A 17555-nucleotide genomic window follows, 5' to 3' on the forward strand; every position below is an offset into this window, starting at 1 on the left:
TCTCCTTAAAATTGTTCCAAGAACTTCTTGTTGTTTTCAAACATCATTCTAATATCTGTAATCTTGTACCTTACCATTGCAATTCTGTCAATACCCATACCAAAGGCAAAACCAGAATACTTTTCGGGATCAATACCACAGTTTCTAAGAACATTTGGGTGAACCATACCGCAACCCAAAAGTTCCATAGACCAGCCAGTGTGATTACAAGCACTACATCCCTTGCCGCCACATGAAGTACAAGTCGTATCAACTTCAAGGCTTGGCTCAGTGAATGGGAAGTAGTGAGGCCTAAATCTTGTCTTAACTTCTTCACCAAAGAAGGCCTTAACAAAATAATTTAGGGTGTCAATTAAGTTGGCAACAGAAATCTTTTCATCAACAACAAGTCCCTCAAGTTGATGGAACATTGGAGAGTGAGTTGCGTCAACTTCGTCAGACCTAAAAACTCTACCAGAACATATCATGCGAATTGGAGCGCCATGTTCCTTCATTGCCCTAATTTGGACAGGAGATGTTTGCGACCTAAGAATTGTATTCTTATCAAAATAAAAAGTATCAGACATATCTCTAGATGGGTGGTCCTTAGGTGCATTAAGAAGATCAAAGTTGTTTTCAACAGTTTCAATCTCTGGACCATCGTAAACAGTAAAGCCCATGTGGGTAAATAAGTCTTCAAGATCTTCAAGCGTCTTCTTTAAAGGATGCCTATGTCCTAAAACAATATCGTCAGTCTTTAAAGTAACATCAATTCTCTCGTCGTGAAGTTTCTTTTCCAAGATTTTTACATTTAACTCAGTTTTTTTATCTTCAAGAGCCTTTTCAATCTCTTCACGCACTTCGTTGACAAGGGCACCCATTACAGGTCTTTCTTCCTTGGAAAGATCCTTCATACTCTTTAGGATTTGAGTAATCTCTCCCTTCTTACCTAAGTACTTAACTTTCAGTTCATCTATATCTTTAATTGTCTTAACTTCATTTAAAAGTTTCATGGATTCATCTTTGATTCCAATTAATTTTTCTTTCATTTTGACCTCCAATTCATAATATATAATTATAACATAGTTGCAAAAAATTTTTAAACAAAATCAAGCATATCGCCTTTTTATCACCTATTAAATCATTTTTTTAATTATATCTTAAATTTTTTTCAAGCTTTGATTCTTACATCACTTTTTACAATGGCAATTCAATTTCTTATTAAATCAATTTTATTGTGAAATAAAATCAAATTTTTCACTTTTTTTGATTTTATATTTTTAAAATGAGAAATAAAATTAAATTTTCACTTTTTTTTGATTTTATATTTTAGTTTTATTAATTTGTTTACAAACAAAAAAGAGTGATTGCTCAACCACTCTTAATTTAATCCAATATATTTTTTTATAGCTACTTGTAGAAGTTGTGAAAAATTTACATTATTTTCTTCTGCAAGATCATTTAACCACTTGGGTATGGTCAAGGTTTTTTTTACAGATTTTTCCTCTATTCTGTCTCTAACTAGAGGCATCCACACAGAAATATAGGATAATGATTCATTCTCTCCAGTCTTTATCATAGACTCTGTTGTTTTAGGAATTTCTCTACCCATCTTCTCTCTCTCATAAATAACAAGTCCTAAAACTTCTTGTGCATTATACACTGCTTCCTTTAAGCTATCTCCATCTGTAAAAGCTTCTTCAATATCTGGAAATCTAACATAATAAATCTTATCTTCTTCATCAAATTTTATAATACAGGGAAATGTATAGGTATCTTTCATAAAATCACTCCTCTATGGAAGTTGTCAGGGCTAAAATTTTAGCCCCGTAATTCTTTCAATACTCGTTAAAGTTCCTGATGGAATATCTTTCTTGCTGCACTTTACAGGGCAGGCTTTTCCATCTTTTACATAAATTTCATGAGAGCCATCAGTTCTCGTGTGAACCCAACCATTATCTTTTAGAATTTTGACAACTTTTCTGTAAGGCTTTGTTTTGGCCATAAACAATTCCTCCTTACGCTTATAATTATACACGTATTAATCACACGTGTAAATGTTTATGTTATTTTTTATAACATGTAATTTTGCAAAAAATAATATTCTCTTTACAAGCAATTAAAAATTTGGTATTATGTAATCTGTTGTAGGGGTATAGTTCAGTTGGTAGAACATTGGTCTCCAAAACCAAGTGTCGTGGGTTCGAGTCCTGCTACCCCTGCCAAGATACTGATTGCGTATGCAGTCAGTTTTTTTATTTCCATTTATAATTTTAAAGCAATCTAAAAGATGTGTTAGGTCGGCCCAACACATCTCTTTTTATAATCTTTTTAAATTTTCTTCTACTTGGCGAAAGGTTTCTTCCAAGCTTCCTGAGTTATCTATTATGACGTCTGCCATAACTTTTTTGTCCTCAACAGACATTTGCGAATTTATTTTTTCTAGTGCGTAGCCCCTGCTTATCTTGTCTCTCTTCATAAGTCTTACAATTTGCGTTTCCCTACTTACATATACAAGCCAAACTTCATCAAAGTCTAAGCCATATTTTTCATTTAAGTGCTTGGCTTCAAAGAGAAGTGGTATATCCACAAAGACCCTGCCCGCAGAATTTTTTATCTCTTCTAAGATTATCCTATAAATCTCTGGGTGCTCAATTTCATTTAAGACCTTCCTCTTGTCCTCGTCCCTAAAGACAATTTCTCCAAGAGCCTCCCTGTCCAGTTTATCATCCTTATAGATGTCATCTCCAAAGACTTTTTTTATTTTTCCTTTAACTGGTTCAAGGTCCACAACTTCTCTTGCAATTAAATCGGCGTCGATAAGATTTTCTCCTCTTTGCCTTAAATAATTTGACACCTGGGTCTTGCCTGTTGAGATTGATCCTGTCAATCCAATGATTTTATTTGGACTCATATAGATTCTTTCCCGTATTCATATCCACAGACAATTTTACATTTAAGTCCACAGAGTTTTCCATTAGGTCCTTCATAAGTTCTTTCACTTCTTCAATTTCATCTTCTGCTGTGTCAACAACAAGCTCGTCATGAATTTGAATTATTAATTTTGATTTTAAATTTCTCTTCTTAAGTTCATTGTAAACTTTCACCATGGCAATTTTTATGATGTCGGCAGCTGACCCTTGGATAGGAGTGTTAAGAGCAATTCTCTCTCCAAAGCTTCTAATGTTGAAGTTCTTGGCATTTAGTTCTGGGATGTATCTCCTTCTCTTGAAGATTGTTTCCACATAGCCCTTGTCCTTGCCATTTTTAATTTCTTCTGCCATATAGTCTTTTATTCCCACAAAATGACCAAGATAGTTATCAATATATTCCTTGGCAGCCTTCCTTGGTATGTTTAAATTTTGTGAAAGTCCGTAGTCGGAAATTCCATATACAATTCCAAAGTTTACTGCCTTGGCTTCATATCTTTGACGGTCCTCAACTTGATCGTAGTCTATATGAAAGACTTCTGATGCAGTTTTTCTGTGGATGTCTAGTCCATGCTTAAAGGCATCAAGCATCTCCTTGTCATCTGATAAGGCAGCTAAGACTCTAAGTTCAATTTGTGAGTAGTCGGCGTCAACTAGGACTCCACCCTCTGATGCCAAGAAGGCCTTTCTTATTAATCGTCCTTCTTCAGTTTTTATTGGAATATTTTGTAGGTTTGGATCAATTGAAGAAATCCTTCCAGTGGCAGTCACTGTTTGCATAAACCTTGAGTGAATCCTCTTAGTTTTTTTATTTATAACAGCCTTTAAACCGTCAATATAAGTTGACTTCAACTTGGAGAACTTCCTATAGTCCAAGATTTTGTCGATTATCTCGCCCTTGCCACGTAACTTTTCCAATACATCTGCAGAAGTTGAGTAACCAGTCTTAGTCTTTTTAATAACTGGAAAGTCCATCTTGTCAAATAAGATTGCACCCAATTGCTTTGGCGAATTTATGTTAAATTTTTCTCCAGCTTCATCATAAATTTTCTCTTCCAAAGTTTTTAATTTTTCAATAATTTGCTCGTCAATTTCATCAAGGACTGCCTCATCAGTGTTGATGCCTACATATTCCATTGATGCAAGGACTTCAACAAGGGGTAGCTCCATATCTTGGTAGAGAGCTGTCATCTCCTCTTCATCAATTTTTTTCTTTTGAAGGTCCTCTAACCTATAAATTGTGTTTAAGACAAAGGCAAAATACTTAAAGAGGTCAACCTTATCTAAGTCGGCATAAGTTTTCTTCTTTGCTCCCTTGCCAAGTAGGTCTTCAAGGTCCAAGTAACCATTTTTAAAGTAGTCCATGGAAATTTTATTGATGTCATAGTCTGACTTAGTTGAATTTAATAAATATTCTGCAATTTCAACGTCGTGGGAATAGTTTTTGATGTCAATCCCAAGGCCCATTAGGATGATAATATCTTCCTTTAAAGAATATCCAAGCTTCTCTAGCTCTTCATCTTCCATAAGCTTTTTCAAGATGTCAAAGTCTATGTCCTCATAAGAAATAAGCTTGACTTCTGAGTCCTTGACCTTGACTGCAAGATAGATGGGCTTCACATCTTCATAAATCTTTCCATCTGTAATAAATTTAAAGGCAAGAGACTTCTTGTCCTTTAATTCTTTTTCAATTTCCTTTAGGTCTTTTATTTCAACAAATTCAAAGTTGTCTTGGGAGATTTCCTCCACTTCTTCCTTGCGATATTCTTCTGGAAGCCTATCTAACATAGAGTTGAACTCAAACTCACGATAAAGTTCTGACAACTTTTCATAATCGTAGTCGACTTTTTTGAAGTCATCAAGGCTTTCTTCAAGAGGAACATCCTTTACAATTGTTCCCAGCTTCTTACTCATAAAAGCAGACATCTTTCCATCAATTAATTTTTCCCTTAACTTCTTGCCAGAAACTTCATCAATATTGTCATAAAGATTTTCAATAGTGTGGAAGTCATGAATTAATTTAAGGCCAGTCTTTTCTCCAATCCCATAAATCCCTGGTATGTTGTCAGATGAATCTCCCATAAGAGCCTTTAGTTCAATGAATTCAAGAGGCTCAATCCCATAATCTCCTTTAATCTTTTCCACTGTCATAATGTCTATGTCAGTGATGCCCTTGCGAGTGAAGAGGACCTTAGTCTTTTCATTTACAAGTTGAAAATAGTCCTTGTCCCCTGTCAAAAGATAATTTTCAAAACCTTCTTCAGTCCCAAGCTTCGAAAGAGTACCGGCAATATCGTCAGCCTCATAAATTGGTGACTCAAGAATTTTTACATTCATGTAGCCCAAGATCTCACGCACAAGAGGCCATTGTTGTTCCAACTCGTTAGGAGTTTTTTGCCTAGTTCCCTTATAGTCCTTGTAAATCTCTGACCTAAAAGTCTTCCCCTTCATGTCAAAGCAAACTGCAAGGTGAGTTGGCTTGATCTTATCAATGGCATTTTCTACCATCATGACAAAACCATAAATTGCATTTGTATAAAGTCCCCTCTTAGTCTTAAGAAGTGGCAGAGCATAAAAGGCCCTGAAGAAGAGAGAACTTCCATCTATAATTAAAAATTTGTTATCCATAAAAACCTCCTAGGTCTATTATAACAAAGATTGAAATAAATAAAATTTGCAAATAAAAATCCCAAAGTGAGTGAACTCCACCTGGGGAAATTTTAAAATTTATTTTTTTAAAATTTACTTTTTAATATTTATTAACTCATAAAAATTATTTTTCAGAATACTCTGCCTTAATAGACTTGCCCTTAAGATTTTTGCCATCAATATCTCTTATGGCATCCTTAATCATATTTTTTGGAATTTCTACGAAGCTGAAGTTCGGCATAATATTAATCCTCCCAATATCGCTAGGTGTAAGATTAGTGTACTTGCCAAGGAACTTAATGATATCACGAGAGTCAAGGTCGTCTCTCTTGCCCTTGTTAATAAAAATCTTTGGCCCCTTAATTTTTTTCATGCCCTTGTCCTTGGACTTCCTCTTAGAAGAGTCAGACTTCTTAGACATTTCAAACTTCTTACCATAGTCAACCCTATCAAGATTCTTTATCTTTGTCTTGTTAGATGACTCATTCACCATCTTTAGAAGAGATGTAGAAATATCGTAGAGGCTGTTGCCCTCAGCCAATAGTTTATTTAAAACTTCTGTGTAGTTCTCTTGGTCCTCAGCTCTTATTATATTCTTCTTGACCTTGTCAAAGAGGTTGTCAAGACTCTCCCTCTCAACATCAGCCTTAGTAGGTAGCTTTATCTTTTCCATCTTTATGTTTGCATACTTTTCGATTTCCCTAAACTTTGGATAATCCTTGCTAGTTACAAAGGTAAAGGAAGCACCCTTCTTGCCAGCCCTTGCAGTACGTCCTATCCTGTGAACATAATACTCAGCTTGTTGTGGCAAGTCGTAGTTGAAGACAAGGTCAATGTCAGACACATCAAGACCACGAGCAGCAACATCAGTGGCAATTAAGACATCAATAGTCCCATTTCTAAACTTCTTCATAACATTATCCCTTGATGACTGACGCATATCCCCATGGAGGGAGTCAACCTTGTAACCCCTTTGAGCAATCTCAACCTCGAGAGCCTCCACCATCCTCTTGGTATTGCAGAAGATTATAGACTTCTTCGGCTTGTGGATGAGGATGAGTCTGTTTAAAATTTCTGTCTTCATATTCCTGTTGAGTTCAAGATAAAATTGCTCAATCTTCTCAGCAGTAAGTTCCTTCTTCTCAATAATAACTTTAGCAGGATCAACTTGATATAGTCTTGAAAATTCCTTTATATCATTGTCAAAAGTTGCTGAGAAAAATAAAGTTTGCCTATGAGGGTTAGTCTTCTCGATAATAGTCTTCATATCATCCCTAAAGCCCATGTCAAACATCTCGTCAGCCTCATCAAGAGTCAAAAACTTTAAGTCATCAAGCACAATAGTCTTTCTCTTCATGTGGTCCATAACCCTTCCCGGAGTACCAACTACTATGTTTGCTCCTTTCTTTAGGTCACGAAGTTGCTTACTCATATCAGCACCACCATAAATGGGCACAATATTGATGAACTTTTTATACTTGGCTAACTTTTTCAACTCATCAGAAACTTGTCTTGCAAGCTCCCTTGTTGGAACAAGAACAAGTCCCTGCAAGTCATGTCTCTTATCTTCTATTCCTTCAATCATTGGTATCCCAAAAGAAGCGGTCTTGCCAGTACCAGTTTGGGCTTGAGCGAGTACGTCACGACCTTCTAAGATAAGAGGTATAGTAGCCTCTTGGACCTCAGATGGACTTTCAAAACCCATATCATCAATTGCCTGCAAAACTTCCTTTGATAAAATTAAATCACTAAATCTCAATATATTCTCCTAATCTATTTTAAAAATAAAAAAAGACCGAGATTCCCTCGGTCCTTCAAGTTCTTTCTTAAGACATTATAACACAAAAAACATTAAAAAGTTTATAAGATTGACATTTACTTAAAATATTATGAGTTTGTAAATAATCACAGAGTCGTAAAAAATTATAAATTTGTAGAAAGCTATTACGTTAATAGGAAATCTTAACTCTGCAAGAAAGTATTACTTAATGAGAAGTCAAAAGTCCCACTCAAAAATCCCACAAGATTTCTCCTGTGGGATTTGTTTACTTTCTATTAACTTAAAATTTTTTATTAACTTCTTATTTTATATTAACTTGTAATTTTATATTAACTTGCAAGTTTTTACTACTTACTTAACCAAGTCGCCCTTGTAGTTTATTATACCGCCATCAAGGTTTATGGCTTCATATCCTATTTGGTTTAGATATTTTGCTACGTTGTAGGACCTCACTCCTGACCTGCAGAGGATATAGACTTCTCTGTCCTTTGGTATGTCGCCCAGTCTATTTGGGACTTCATTCATAGGGATGTGGATGGCACCCTTTATAGTGCCTGTTTCTTTTAGCTCGTAGTCCTCACGCACATCTATAACTATCGGGTCCACGACCCTACCTATCTCGTTAACATTTATTTCTTTCATGTCTACCTCGTTATTAAAAAAAAGAACCCTCTCGGGTCCTCTTTAGAAATTATTTTACTGCTATTGCTTCGATTTCTAGAAGGCCACCCTTTGGTAGCTTTGCTACTTCTACGCAAGATCTTGCTGGTTTGTGGTTTGCGAAGTATTCTGAATATACTTCGTTTACTGCTGCAAAGTCATTTACATCGTCTAGGAAGATGTTAACTTTTACAACCTTGTCTAGGCTTGAGCCTGCTTCTTCTAGGATTGCCTTGATGTTGTCAAGACTTCTTGCTGTTGCTTTTTTGATGTCATCAGTGATTAGTTCCCCTGTTTCTGGAACTAATGGAAGTTGTCCTGATGTGAATATAAATCCGTTTGCTTCTGTTGCTTGTGAATAAGGTCCCACTGCTGCTGGTGCCTTATCTGTGTGTAATGTTTTTACCATTTTACTCCTCCTCTTTTGTTTCGTGGTTTTCTTCCCACAATCTTTCTAGATTGTAGTATTCTCTTTCATCCTTGTGGAATACATGTACTATTATATCGCCAAAGTCTAAGATTATCCACCTTGATGAATTTTTACCTTCTTGATTTTGTGGTTTTTCTCCCTTTTCAGATAATTTTTCGTCAATTTCTCTTGTTAGGGCATCAACTTGTGATGATGAGTTACCACTTACTATTACAAAGTAGTCTGCGATTGATGTCATGCCCTTAATGTCTAGGACCTTGATGTCAATCCCCTTCTTGTCTTCACAAGATTTTACGATAATGTCTAATTTTTCTTGAGTTGTCATGTTACCTCCTATTTAAAATTATTTTCCAATAACATTACTTGTATTTTGTTTTCATTTGGTATGAAGTAGGAAACTCCTCCCATATATTTTGGTGCTCCTGGTAGGGTGTTAGTAACTATGTCTTCACTTGTCACGTGACGCATTTTTGCTGCGATTTTTATAAGTTTCTTTACAGGTATGTTGTTTTCTGTGTAAGATACATAGGATGAAAGTAGGAGTGGTGCCTTGACTAGGGTCTTTGGATCTTTCATCTTTGAGAGGATGGCTGACATAAATTGTTGTTGTGCCTTTACTCTACCAAGGTCGGCATTCTTGTATCCCTTCCTAAATCTCAAAAATCCTATGGCATCGTAGCCCATTAGGTTTTGCCTTCCTGCCTTTATGTCTATTGTTAGTGGTGGGTCTGCTGTTGGGTCCTTGTATTTCATATCTATTGGGACATCAACTTCTACTCCACCTATTTTATTTACCACGTCTTCTACAAACCTGTAGTCCACTGTAACGTAATATTTTATATCTGTTCCAAGGAGTTTATTAACTGTGTCAAGGGTAAGTTCACTTCCACCAAACTTAAATGAATGGTTGATTTTTGTCTTTTTGTAACCCTTTATCTTTGTGTAGGTATCTCTTGGGATTGAAATTATATTTACTTTTCCAGTCTTGCCGTCTAGGTTGACTACCATTATTGTGTCGGACCTTGCATTGTCTGCTTTCTTTGCATCAAGGGAGTCTACTCCCAGCATCAAGAATTGTAGGTCTTCCCTTCCTTGGTCTATCTTGTCAGCATCTTCGTCTTCAAAGAAGTAGAAGTAGCCTGCTACTCCTGCAAGGGCAAGTATTAGTATTAATATTATTGTTGTAAAAAAGGCTTTAAAAAAAGTTTTCAAGGATTCAACACTCCTTATAATAATTTCTAGCTGTTACTGTTGTTGGCACTATATAAGTGTCATGGTCAACTAAAAATTTTAATGTGTTATTTAGTGCGAAATACATGGCTGCGTCAAGGTCTTTCTTTGCAAGTTGTCTTGCCCTTTCCACCCCATCAAAGTTTCTCATAGGCTCGATGTAATCTGCTAAGAAAATTATTTTTTCTAGGTCTGACATATTTGCCCTGCCTGTTGTGTGATAGGTGATGGCATTTAGGATGTCCTCATCTTCTATCCCATAAAGGTCTCTTGCATAGATAGCCCCAAGATAGGAGTGGATGATTTGTGGTGCCTTGATCATTTCCTTTGTTAGGAGAAGTCCAGCTTCCTTTGCCGCCTTTATAAGCTCCTCATGGTCTCTTATCTTGGCACAGTCGTGTAAAAATCCTGCCACTTCTGCCTTTTCTTGGTCTACTTCATAAATCTTTGCAAGTTCTAGGGCAGTATCTCTAACCCTTAAGGTGTGGAGAAATCTTTTTTCGCCTATCCTGTCACGTATTTCTTTTTCATATTTTTTTAAATTATAGGTCACCTTTATAAAACCCACTTTCTTCTATATAATCTAGAACTTTTTTTGGAATTAAATATCTTAGAGACTTGCCCTCACGGATCCTATCTCTTAGGTCTGTTGAAGAAATTTCATAGAGGGGAGTATTTATAAGATTTACCTTCGTCCCAAAGTTTTCTCTTAAAAAGTCTATCTCCCTATTTATTTCGTCTTTGTTAATGTAGCCTGGTCTTAGGGCTACTACGAATTCTATCTCCTTGGATAGGTCGCCTATCTTCATCCAAGTCTTAAGTTGGAAGATGGAATCCAAGCCTATCAAAAAGTATAGTTTTTCTTCTCTGTAGATTTTTTTCAGTTCCCTAATGGTGTCTACTGTGTAGGACATCTTGACCCTAGTGGTCTCTATGTCTGATATTTCAAAATCTGGGTTTGGGGAGATGGCAAGTCTAACCATCTCATACCTGTCCTTTGCTGAAACCTCAAGGTCCTTGTGGGGTGGGTTACCTGTTGGTATAAAAATTACCTTGTCCAGGCCCATCTCCTCCTTGATATACTCACATATCATGAGGTGACCATAGTGGATTGGGTTAAAGCTGCCTCCAAAAATTCCGTACTTTTTCATTATAATTCTATTTTTTTGTTTTCTTTAGATTCCCTATAAATTGTAAGCTTCTTGCCAATCTTTTGGACAAATTCTGCTCCTGTTGCATCAAGGATGTCGTCGACAATTTCGTCAACTTCCACTGGTGCGTTTTGTAGGACATTGATTTTTACAATTTCATGGTCTTCTAATAGTTTATCTATTTGACTTAAAAAGCCTTGGTTTATTCCATCTTTTCCCAGTTGGATAAGTGGGTCCATATTGTGGGCAAGGCTCTTTAGGTAGGCTCTCTCTTTTCCTGTTAACATTCTATCACCTGCTTATTCAAAAAATTCAAATTCGTATTCGCCAATAAATACTGAGCAGCCATCATGGGCTCCAAGTTCTTCTAGTTTTTCTACAACCTTATTCTTTCTAAGGTTTTCTTGGAAGTATTTAAGTGAATCGTAATCATCGAAGTTTGTGGAGCGAAGGAGCTTGTCAATGTAAGGCCCTTCAACAAAGTATTCTCCTTGGTCCTTATAGACCCTGATGCCTTCTTCTCTCTTAACTTCTTCTACGTGTTCTATGTCGTAAGTTTCATAATCTGTGTAGTCCACTTCTTGAAGTTGTCTGTAGGTTTCCTTCATTAGCTTGTCTACATTTTCAGTTGTGGCACAGGAGCCGGCAATTATTTCATACTTGTCCCCAAGTTCTTCTCTTAGTTTCTTGAGATTTTCTTCTGCCCCTGGTACATCAGTCTTGTTGGCAAAAATAATTTGTCTCTTTTCTCCCAGCTTTTCATTGTATCTCACAAGTTCTTCATTTATCTTGTAGAAGTCTTCAACTGGGTCCCTATGTTCTGATCCAGAAACATCAAGGACGTGGATGAGGATTCCTGTCCTCTCAACGTGTTTTAGGAATTCGTCTCCGAGACCAACTCCTTCAGATGCTCCCTCAATAAGTCCAGGTATGTCTGCTATAACAAAGGATTCGCCTTCATCAATTTTTACAACTCCAAGGTTTGGAGTAAGGGTTGTAAAGTGATAATTGGCAATCTTTGGTCTAGCAGATGTAACTATAGAAAGTAGGGTTGACTTACCTACGTTAGGGAAACCAACAAGTCCCACATCAGCAAGGAGTTTAAGTTCTAATATTATCTCTCTTTCTTCTCCCATGTTACCAGCTTGAGCAAAGGCTGGTGCCTGTCTAGTAGAAGTCTTGAACCTGGCATTACCCATGCCACCACGTCCACCCTTGCAAACAGTTACAGCCATGCCATTTTCCTTTAAGTCGTAGATAACTCCCTTAGTATTAGCGTCCCTAATTAGGGTTCCCACTGGTACCTTTAGGACAATATCTTCTCCGTCTTTTCCAAACTTTAATTTGCTCATGCCGTTTTGTCCGTTTTCGGCCTTGTATTCTCTTTTGTATCTAAAGTCCATCAAAGTGTGAAGTCCAGAGTCTGTCATTACAATTACATTGCCACCTCTGCCTCCGTCGCCACCAGCTGGTCCTCCTGCTGGTTCGAATTTCTCTCTTCGCCAAGCGACAGCGCCATCTCCACCTTTTCCAGCTTTTAATTTAATTTTAGCTATATCTATAAACATTTTTACCTCACATTTTCTAAAATTATATCACAGAATTAGCACAGAATTGTAGTGAAAACTTGAACCTTGTATCAAATATGTAAAATCTTTGTGAAAATTAGACTTTACTCTTAAAAAAATAAAAGCAAGGTTTCCCTTGCTTCATCTTTATGCTAATTCAACTTTTTCTTCTTGGTAAACATTAGCGAATTTCTTTCCGCCCTTGCCCTTAGTTGTGAATCTTAAAATTCCATCAGCTGTTGCAAATAAAGTGTCATCTGACCCTCTCATTACATTTTCACCTGGATGGATTTTAGTTCCTCTTTGTCTAACGATGATGTTACCTGCTAGAACAAATTGTCCGTCGCCTCTCTTAACTCCAAGTCTTTTTGAGTTTGAGTCACGACCGTTCTTAGAAGAACCTGCTCCCTTTTTTGAAGAAAAAAGCAATAAATCAAATTTAATCATTTTGCACCTCCACCTTCTTTAGTGTCAAATATCCTGGATAGGCCTCGTCAATGAGTTCTATCCCCTTAATCATAAATTCAAAACAAGTTTGAATATCATTTCTTTTAAAAATATCACTTTTTAAAATTTCTATTTTTAACATTCCGTCGCCCTGTGAGTCCCTAATGTCACCTTCACTTACTCCCAACTTATCTATCAAGGTAAAGTATAGGGTTTGAGTGAGAGTTGATATGCTGGAGCAGACAAGTTTGTCAAATTCTCCCTCTGCGTGACCACAAGACTTAAATCCATAGTAATAATCGCCCTTTTTGTAAAGGTCAATCCTAGTCATTAGTTAATACCTGAAATTTCAACTAAAGTGTATGGTTGACGGTGTCCGTTTTTCTTTCTTTCGTTTTTCTTAGATTTGTATTTATATACAATAACTTTTCTAGCCTTAGCTTGAGCTAATACCTTAGCTTCAACCTTAGCACCCTCAACGTATGGAGTACCAACTTTTGGCTCGTCACCTGATACAAAAACAACCTTGTCAAAAGTTACAACGTCGCCTTCTTTTGCATCTAGTTTTTCAACTCTAAGTTTGTCACCAGCTTCAACAGTGTATTGTTTTCCGCCTGTTTCAATAATTGCGTACATTTGTAGCACCTCCTCATTACAAGACTCGCCATCCTAGGTACCTAAGTTTAAAACCTATTCTGTGCGGTTACATCAATGTATTCTATCACATGGACCAAACTTTGTAAAGAAATTTTATAAATATTTATGACTTTATAGGATTCTCTTCTTATCATAAAAATTCATAAGCTCGTAAAAAATTATGGTTTTATAAAAAATTATAACTTTATAAAAATTTATGACTTTATTAATCTTTATAAGATTATAATATCTTACTTTGTCATAAAAGTCTCTGACTTTATAAAAATTTATTAACTTATAAAAATTCTCACAAAAATAGCAGGCCCCTAAGACCTGCTAAAATTTTATATTTTATATTTTTTCAAGTACAACTTAATCAGTGATTGTCTTGTTTTTAATTTCTTCTTTAAGTGATGCGATAAATTCATCTACATCAACATCTTGAACTTCTTCCCCATTTCTCTTTCTTACTGAAAGCTTGCCAGAAGTTTCTTCTTTTTCACCAATAACTAGCATGTAGTTGATCTTCTTAACTTGTGCTTCTCTGATCTTGTAACCAACTTTTTCAGCACGTCCGTCTAGGTGAACCCTAAGTCCTTCTGCGTGAAGTTTATCTGCAATAGACTTAGCAAAGTCTTTGAACTTGTCTGATACAGGGATAACTTCAACTTGTACTGGAGATAACCATAGTGGGAACTTACCTGCAAAGTGTTCGATTAGGATACCCATAAATCTTTCAACTGATCCAAGTAGGGCCCTATGAAGCATAACTGGTCTTTTCTTTTCTCCATTTTCATCAACATAAGTTAGGTCAAAGTTTTCTGGAAGTTGGAAGTCAAGTTGGATTGTACCACATTGCCAAGTTCTACCAATGGCATCTTCTAGGTGGAAGTCAATCTTTGGACCGTAGAAAGCTCCGTCGCCTTCGTTAATTGTGTAAGGAAGCTTCTTTTCTTCTAGTGCTTCTTTTAGACTTTCTTCTGCAAGGTTCCAAGCTTCAAGTTCTCCCATGTAGTCGTCTGGTCTTGTTGAAAGTTCAATTGAATACTTAAATCCAAATGTTGAGTATAGGTAGTCTGCAAGGTCAATCATCTTGAATACTTCGTCCTTAACTTGTGAGAACAAGCAGTAAACGTGGGCATCGTCTTGAGTAAATGTTCTTACCCTAAATAAACCATGTAATGCTCCAGAAAGTTCGTGTCTGTGAACTATACCATATTCAGCAAGTCTAATAGGAAGGTCCCTATAAGAGTGCTTGTTGGAATTGTAAACAAGGATTGAGCCAGGGCAGTTCATTGGTTTAACTGCATAGTCACCATCGTCAATCTTTGTAAAGTACATATTGTCCTTGTAGTGATCCCAGTGACCTGATCTGTGCCATAGGTCTTCGTTTAGGATAATTGGTGTTAAGATTTCTCCGTAACCATTTTCATCAAGAACTCCCCTCCACCAGTTTAGTAGGTTATTTCTCAATACCATTCCATTTGGGTGGAAGAATGGGAAGCCAGGTCCTTCTTCGTGCATACTAAAGAGGTCAAGTTCCTTACCAAGTTTTCTGTGATCTCTCTTTTCAGCTTCTTCACGTCTTTCGATATATTCATCAAGTTGTAATTGTTTTTCAAAGGCAATACCGTAAAGTCTTTGAAGCATCTTATTGTTAGAGTCCCCTCTCCAATAAGCACCTGCTATAGAAAGAAGTTTAATAGCCTTGATTTTTTTAGTTGAAAGAAGGTGAGGTCCCTTGCAAAGGTCAAGGAAGTCACCAATCTTATACATTGTGATCTTTTCATCTGCTGGTAGGTCTTCTATTAGTTCAACCTTGTAGTCTTGTCCCTTTTCTTTGAAGTGAGCAAGTGCATCTTCTCTTGAAATTTCAATTTTTTCTACTGGAAGGTCCTTCTTTGCAATTTCCTTCATCTTGTCTTCAATTGCCTTGAAGTCTTCTTCTACAAATCTGTGTTCAAGGTCAAGGTCGTAGTAGAAGCCTGTTTCAGTTGAAGGTCCAATGGCAAATTTTGTATCTGGATAAAGTTCTTGGATTGCATAAGCCATGATGTGGGATGCAGTGTGCCAGAAAATTTGCTTTCCTTCCTTGTCTTCAAATTTTACAACCTTGAAGTCACTGTCTTCATAAACCTTGTCGTCAAGGCCTAGGATTTCTCCATTAACAACTGCTCCAAGAGATTGTCTCAAAAGACCTTCTGAGATATCTCCAGTGATTTGAGATACCTTAACTCCACTTTCGTATTCTTTTTGTGATCCGTCTGGATACTTTATAATCATTTTATCCTCCTAAAAATTAATAATAAAAAAAGCCACCATCCCAAAGGACGATGACCGTGGTTCCACCTTAATTAAACTCTAGGGACTTAACGCGTCCTGACGCCATAGTTTGCTATGGGACTCCAAGATAGTTTTCAAAAATATAAAATTGGAAATTTACACCAACCATTTCCTCTCTGAGAATTTTATAAATCCTACTCTTCTTATCAAAGTCTCTTTTAAAATTGTTTCTATAATAACACAAAGGTCTTATATGTTCAAGAATAATTCTGAAAGAATATATCATTTCTCTCGCCCCTATATATTACCCAGGCGAATTTATTTAAAACAAGTTTTAGATTTATTTTATAAAAAATATTGTTCCAAAGTCTTCTATTGGGTCTTTGGACAAAATTTCAATTTCATAATCATATTTATTAATAATTTTTAGAATTTCTTCATGGGAGGAGTGATGAGAAAAATCTCCTGTGAAGAATATTTTTTTGCCCAAGACTCCACTTGCCCCGCCAATAAAACCATAGTTGAAGTTTTGAAGTTTAATTTGCCCCTGGTCTATCTTATAAATGGGAATCAAGCCCTTTAGGGTCTCGTAGATTCCTCCGTCGCTTGTGATAACAAAGTCCTGAGTCACAAGGCAGGAGCACTTGCCATAGCCTTGCTTGATGTTTACAAGGTCAAATCCTTCATTTTTATAATAATCTAGGATAACTTGGTCGGTGTGCTTTAAGTTGTGGATGAAAATATTCTTAAATGCAAAGGCATTTAAGTGGATGTCTCCTGGATATTTTGCAGATAAAGATGAATGTGATGGAAGAATTTTTTTGTCTTTGAAGATCTCTTTATAATAGTCAAAATTATCCCTGTCAACAATTAAATCTCCACTTGGAAGAGGATGTACCAAGATGTCTGGGTGGGTGTCTAGTCCTTCTAATACATTTTTGTTTGCCTTGGTCCTCACCACTTGTCCATATTTTTTTAATTTTTCGGCAGACTCTTCTGGAAAGTTTTCTGCCACTAATACATAGGTCATTTCATCATCTCGTAAATTATAATTGATGCTGCCACATTGGCATTAAGGGAGTCAACCTTGTCAGAAATTGGAATATTTAAAAATCCCCTTGCATGGGACATTAAAAAGTCCGAAACTCCCTTAGCTTCGTTTCCTATTACAACTATGTCCTTGTCCTTGAAGTCATAATCCCTCGTTGAAGTTGAATTTTCTAATGAAGTTGCAAGAATATTAAAGTCTAAGCCCACTAAGTCTTCTCGAGCCATAAAGTAAATTGGCAGCCTAAAGATGGAGGACATGGAAGACCTAACAGTCTTAGGATTGTAAAGGTCGCAGGACTCAGGAGAAATTATAAGGCCGTCAAGTCCCAGGGCATCGGCTGAACGAATTATTCCTCCAAGATTGCCTGGCTCCCTTATGTCGTCAAGATACAAAAATTTGCCAGAAGTCCTGTCAAAGTCCCTGTGAAGGTAAGAGTAGTAGGCTATGATGCCAGGAGATGTGACAGCATCGCAAAGATTTTTGAAAATATTGTCGGAAAAGACAAAGAGTTTATCTTGATCTACATTTTTTACAATTTTCTCAAATTTATTTGACCTGTAGGCAGACTCACTAAGGGCAAGATATCGAATTTTAATCCCCTCAGCCTCTTCAATAACCACAGGCTTCTCCACCATAAAGAGTTTATTCTCCTGCCTGTGCTTTTTCTCCAAAAGCCCCTTTAAAAATTTGTATGTATTGTTATTTTTACTTGTAATTATCATTTTTCCCCTCATTTTTAAAGAAAAAAAGCCCCGAAGGGC

The 17555-nt window shown here is 36.5% G+C and carries 20 protein-coding genes, 1 tRNA gene and 2 other annotated features; of the genes, 1 reads left to right on the forward strand and 20 read right to left on the reverse strand.

Going from position 1 to position 17555, the window contains the following annotated elements:
* Positions 1–5: 5 nt before the first annotated feature.
* The 3 genes from pheS to HMPREF1864_RS00760 form a co-directional block, all read right to left on the reverse strand.
* Complete coding sequence (gene pheS / locus HMPREF1864_RS00750; RefSeq protein WP_062570934.1) at positions 6–1028, reverse strand: phenylalanine--tRNA ligase subunit alpha; 1023 nt, start codon at positions 1026–1028, stop codon at positions 6–8.
* 332 nt (positions 1029–1360) lie between these two features.
* The gene (locus tag HMPREF1864_RS00755) at positions 1361–1762 is read right to left on the reverse strand and encodes a type II toxin-antitoxin system HicB family antitoxin (protein WP_062570935.1); all 402 of its coding nucleotides are present in this window, start codon (positions 1760–1762) and stop codon (positions 1361–1363) included.
* A 30-nt stretch (positions 1763–1792) separates the two neighbouring features.
* A complete protein-coding gene (locus HMPREF1864_RS00760) occupies positions 1793–1984 on the reverse strand; it encodes a type II toxin-antitoxin system HicA family toxin (protein WP_062570936.1) in 192 nt (63 codons plus the stop codon).
* Between the two features lie 144 nt (positions 1985–2128).
* On the opposite strand from HMPREF1864_RS00760, the gene HMPREF1864_RS00765 reads away from it, so the two are divergent.
* A tRNA-Trp gene (locus HMPREF1864_RS00765) sits at positions 2129–2204 on the forward strand.
* Positions 2205–2299: 95 nt separating this feature from the next.
* On the opposite strand, the gene coaE is transcribed toward HMPREF1864_RS00765, so the two are convergent.
* From coaE to HMPREF1864_RS00850, 17 genes are all read right to left on the reverse strand, one after another.
* The gene (gene coaE, locus HMPREF1864_RS00770; RefSeq protein WP_062570937.1) at positions 2300–2893 is read right to left on the reverse strand and encodes a dephospho-CoA kinase; all 594 of its coding nucleotides are present in this window, start codon (positions 2891–2893) and stop codon (positions 2300–2302) included.
* Entirely contained in the window at positions 2880–5537 is a 2658-nt protein-coding gene (gene polA / locus HMPREF1864_RS00775; RefSeq protein ID WP_062570938.1) for a DNA polymerase I, read from the reverse strand. Before polA ends, coaE begins: the two co-directional genes overlap by 14 nt.
* 145 nt (positions 5538–5682) lie before the next feature.
* Positions 5683–7317 carry a DEAD/DEAH box helicase gene (locus HMPREF1864_RS00780; RefSeq protein WP_062570939.1) on the reverse strand — a complete coding sequence of 545 codons (1635 nt, stop codon included), beginning with the start codon at positions 7315–7317 and terminating at the stop codon, positions 5683–5685.
* A 372-nt stretch (positions 7318–7689) separates the two neighbouring features.
* Entirely contained in the window at positions 7690–7980 is a 291-nt protein-coding gene (locus HMPREF1864_RS00785) for a rhodanese-like domain-containing protein (protein ID WP_062570940.1), read from the reverse strand.
* A 49-nt stretch (positions 7981–8029) separates the two neighbouring features.
* The gene (locus tag HMPREF1864_RS00790; RefSeq protein ID WP_062570941.1) at positions 8030–8407 is read right to left on the reverse strand and encodes a RidA family protein; all 378 of its coding nucleotides are present in this window, start codon (positions 8405–8407) and stop codon (positions 8030–8032) included.
* A gap of 1 nt (position 8408) precedes the next feature.
* Positions 8409–8753 (reverse strand): ribosome silencing factor, encoded by a 345-nt coding sequence (gene rsfS, locus HMPREF1864_RS00795; RefSeq protein WP_062570942.1) that lies wholly within the window; start codon positions 8751–8753, stop codon positions 8409–8411.
* An 8-nt stretch (positions 8754–8761) separates the two neighbouring features.
* Positions 8762–9640 carry an LCP family protein gene (locus tag HMPREF1864_RS00800; protein ID WP_062570943.1) on the reverse strand — a complete coding sequence of 293 codons (879 nt, stop codon included), beginning with the start codon at positions 9638–9640 and terminating at the stop codon, positions 8762–8764.
* Between the two features lie 4 nt (positions 9641–9644).
* Positions 9645–10211, reverse strand: a complete 567-nt coding sequence (gene yqeK, locus HMPREF1864_RS00805) for a bis(5'-nucleosyl)-tetraphosphatase (symmetrical) YqeK (RefSeq protein WP_062570944.1) — start codon at positions 10209–10211, stop codon at positions 9645–9647.
* A complete protein-coding gene (gene nadD / locus HMPREF1864_RS00810) occupies positions 10201–10809 on the reverse strand; it encodes a nicotinate-nucleotide adenylyltransferase (RefSeq protein WP_062570945.1) in 609 nt (202 codons plus the stop codon). Before nadD ends, yqeK begins: the two co-directional genes overlap by 11 nt.
* A complete protein-coding gene (gene yhbY, locus HMPREF1864_RS00815; RefSeq protein WP_062570946.1) occupies positions 10809–11096 on the reverse strand; it encodes a ribosome assembly RNA-binding protein YhbY in 288 nt (95 codons plus the stop codon). Before yhbY ends, nadD begins: the two co-directional genes overlap by 1 nt.
* A 12-nt stretch (positions 11097–11108) precedes the next feature.
* Positions 11109–12377, reverse strand: a complete 1269-nt coding sequence (gene obgE, locus HMPREF1864_RS00820; RefSeq protein ID WP_062570947.1) for a GTPase ObgE — start codon at positions 12375–12377, stop codon at positions 11109–11111.
* A 147-nt stretch (positions 12378–12524) separates the two neighbouring features.
* Complete coding sequence (rpmA, locus tag HMPREF1864_RS00825; protein WP_005956665.1) at positions 12525–12824, reverse strand: 50S ribosomal protein L27; 300 nt, start codon at positions 12822–12824, stop codon at positions 12525–12527.
* A complete protein-coding gene (locus HMPREF1864_RS00830; RefSeq protein ID WP_062570948.1) occupies positions 12817–13155 on the reverse strand; it encodes a ribosomal-processing cysteine protease Prp in 339 nt (112 codons plus the stop codon). The genes rpmA and HMPREF1864_RS00830 overlap by 8 nt, the downstream gene beginning before the upstream one ends.
* Entirely contained in the window at positions 13155–13460 is a 306-nt protein-coding gene (gene rplU / locus HMPREF1864_RS00835) for a 50S ribosomal protein L21 (RefSeq protein ID WP_062570949.1), read from the reverse strand. The genes HMPREF1864_RS00830 and rplU overlap by 1 nt, the downstream gene beginning before the upstream one ends.
* Before the next feature lie 11 nt (positions 13461–13471).
* Positions 13472–13539: a sequence feature (ribosomal protein L21 leader region), on the reverse strand.
* A gap of 293 nt (positions 13540–13832) precedes the next feature.
* Positions 13833–15743, reverse strand: a complete 1911-nt coding sequence (thrS, locus tag HMPREF1864_RS00840) for a threonine--tRNA ligase (RefSeq protein WP_062570950.1) — start codon at positions 15741–15743, stop codon at positions 13833–13835.
* Between the two features lie 40 nt (positions 15744–15783).
* Positions 15784–15962: a binding site (T-box leader), on the reverse strand.
* 121 nt (positions 15963–16083) lie between these two features.
* The gene (locus HMPREF1864_RS00845) at positions 16084–16773 is read right to left on the reverse strand and encodes a DUF6873 family GME fold protein (RefSeq protein WP_062570951.1); all 690 of its coding nucleotides are present in this window, start codon (positions 16771–16773) and stop codon (positions 16084–16086) included.
* Positions 16770–17516: a TrmH family RNA methyltransferase gene (locus HMPREF1864_RS00850; RefSeq protein WP_062570952.1), complete on the reverse strand. Its 747-nt coding sequence runs from the start codon at positions 17514–17516 to the stop codon at positions 16770–16772. The genes HMPREF1864_RS00845 and HMPREF1864_RS00850 overlap by 4 nt, the downstream gene beginning before the upstream one ends.
* Positions 17517–17555: the final 39 nt, after the last annotated feature.

Source organism: Peptoniphilus sp. DNF00840, from assembly GCF_001553125.1.
Taxonomy (GTDB): domain Bacteria; phylum Bacillota; class Clostridia; order Tissierellales; family Peptoniphilaceae; genus Peptoniphilus_A; species Peptoniphilus_A vaginalis.

What these genes read in the sequence shown, in the direction of transcription:
- HMPREF1864_RS00785 (WP_062570940.1), bottom strand. Translation starts at nt 7,980, where the DNA reads ATGAAAGAAATAAATGTTAACGAGATAGGTAGGGTCGTGGACCCGATA.
- yhbY (WP_062570946.1), bottom strand. Translation starts at nt 11,096, where the DNA reads ATGTTAACAGGAAAAGAGAGAGCCTACCTAAAGAGCCTTGCCCACAAT.
- thrS (WP_062570950.1), bottom strand. Translation starts at nt 15,743, where the DNA reads ATGATTATAAAGTATCCAGACGGATCACAAAAAGAATACGAAAGTGGA.
- coaE (WP_062570937.1), bottom strand. Translation starts at nt 2,893, where the DNA reads ATGAGTCCAAATAAAATCATTGGATTGACAGGATCAATCTCAACAGGC.
- HMPREF1864_RS00760 (WP_062570936.1), bottom strand. Translation starts at nt 1,984, where the DNA reads ATGGCCAAAACAAAGCCTTACAGAAAAGTTGTCAAAATTCTAAAAGAT.
- HMPREF1864_RS00850 (WP_062570952.1), bottom strand. Translation starts at nt 17,516, where the DNA reads ATGATAATTACAAGTAAAAATAACAATACATACAAATTTTTAAAGGGG.
- rsfS (WP_062570942.1), bottom strand. Translation starts at nt 8,753, where the DNA reads ATGACAACTCAAGAAAAATTAGACATTATCGTAAAATCTTGTGAAGAC.
- obgE (WP_062570947.1), bottom strand. Translation starts at nt 12,377, where the DNA reads ATGTTTATAGATATAGCTAAAATTAAATTAAAAGCTGGAAAAGGTGGA.
- pheS (WP_062570934.1), bottom strand. Translation starts at nt 1,028, where the DNA reads ATGAAAGAAAAATTAATTGGAATCAAAGATGAATCCATGAAACTTTTA.
- rpmA (WP_005956665.1), bottom strand. Translation starts at nt 12,824, where the DNA reads ATGATTAAATTTGATTTATTGCTTTTTTCTTCAAAAAAGGGAGCAGGT.
- polA (WP_062570938.1), bottom strand. Translation starts at nt 5,537, where the DNA reads ATGGATAACAAATTTTTAATTATAGATGGAAGTTCTCTCTTCTTCAGG.
- nadD (WP_062570945.1), bottom strand. Translation starts at nt 10,809, where the DNA reads ATGAAAAAGTACGGAATTTTTGGAGGCAGCTTTAACCCAATCCACTAT.
- rplU (WP_062570949.1), bottom strand. Translation starts at nt 13,460, where the DNA reads ATGTACGCAATTATTGAAACAGGCGGAAAACAATACACTGTTGAAGCT.
- HMPREF1864_RS00755 (WP_062570935.1), bottom strand. Translation starts at nt 1,762, where the DNA reads ATGAAAGATACCTATACATTTCCCTGTATTATAAAATTTGATGAAGAA.
- HMPREF1864_RS00845 (WP_062570951.1), bottom strand. Translation starts at nt 16,773, where the DNA reads ATGACCTATGTATTAGTGGCAGAAAACTTTCCAGAAGAGTCTGCCGAA.
- HMPREF1864_RS00790 (WP_062570941.1), bottom strand. Translation starts at nt 8,407, where the DNA reads ATGGTAAAAACATTACACACAGATAAGGCACCAGCAGCAGTGGGACCT.
- HMPREF1864_RS00830 (WP_062570948.1), bottom strand. Translation starts at nt 13,155, where the DNA reads ATGACTAGGATTGACCTTTACAAAAAGGGCGATTATTACTATGGATTT.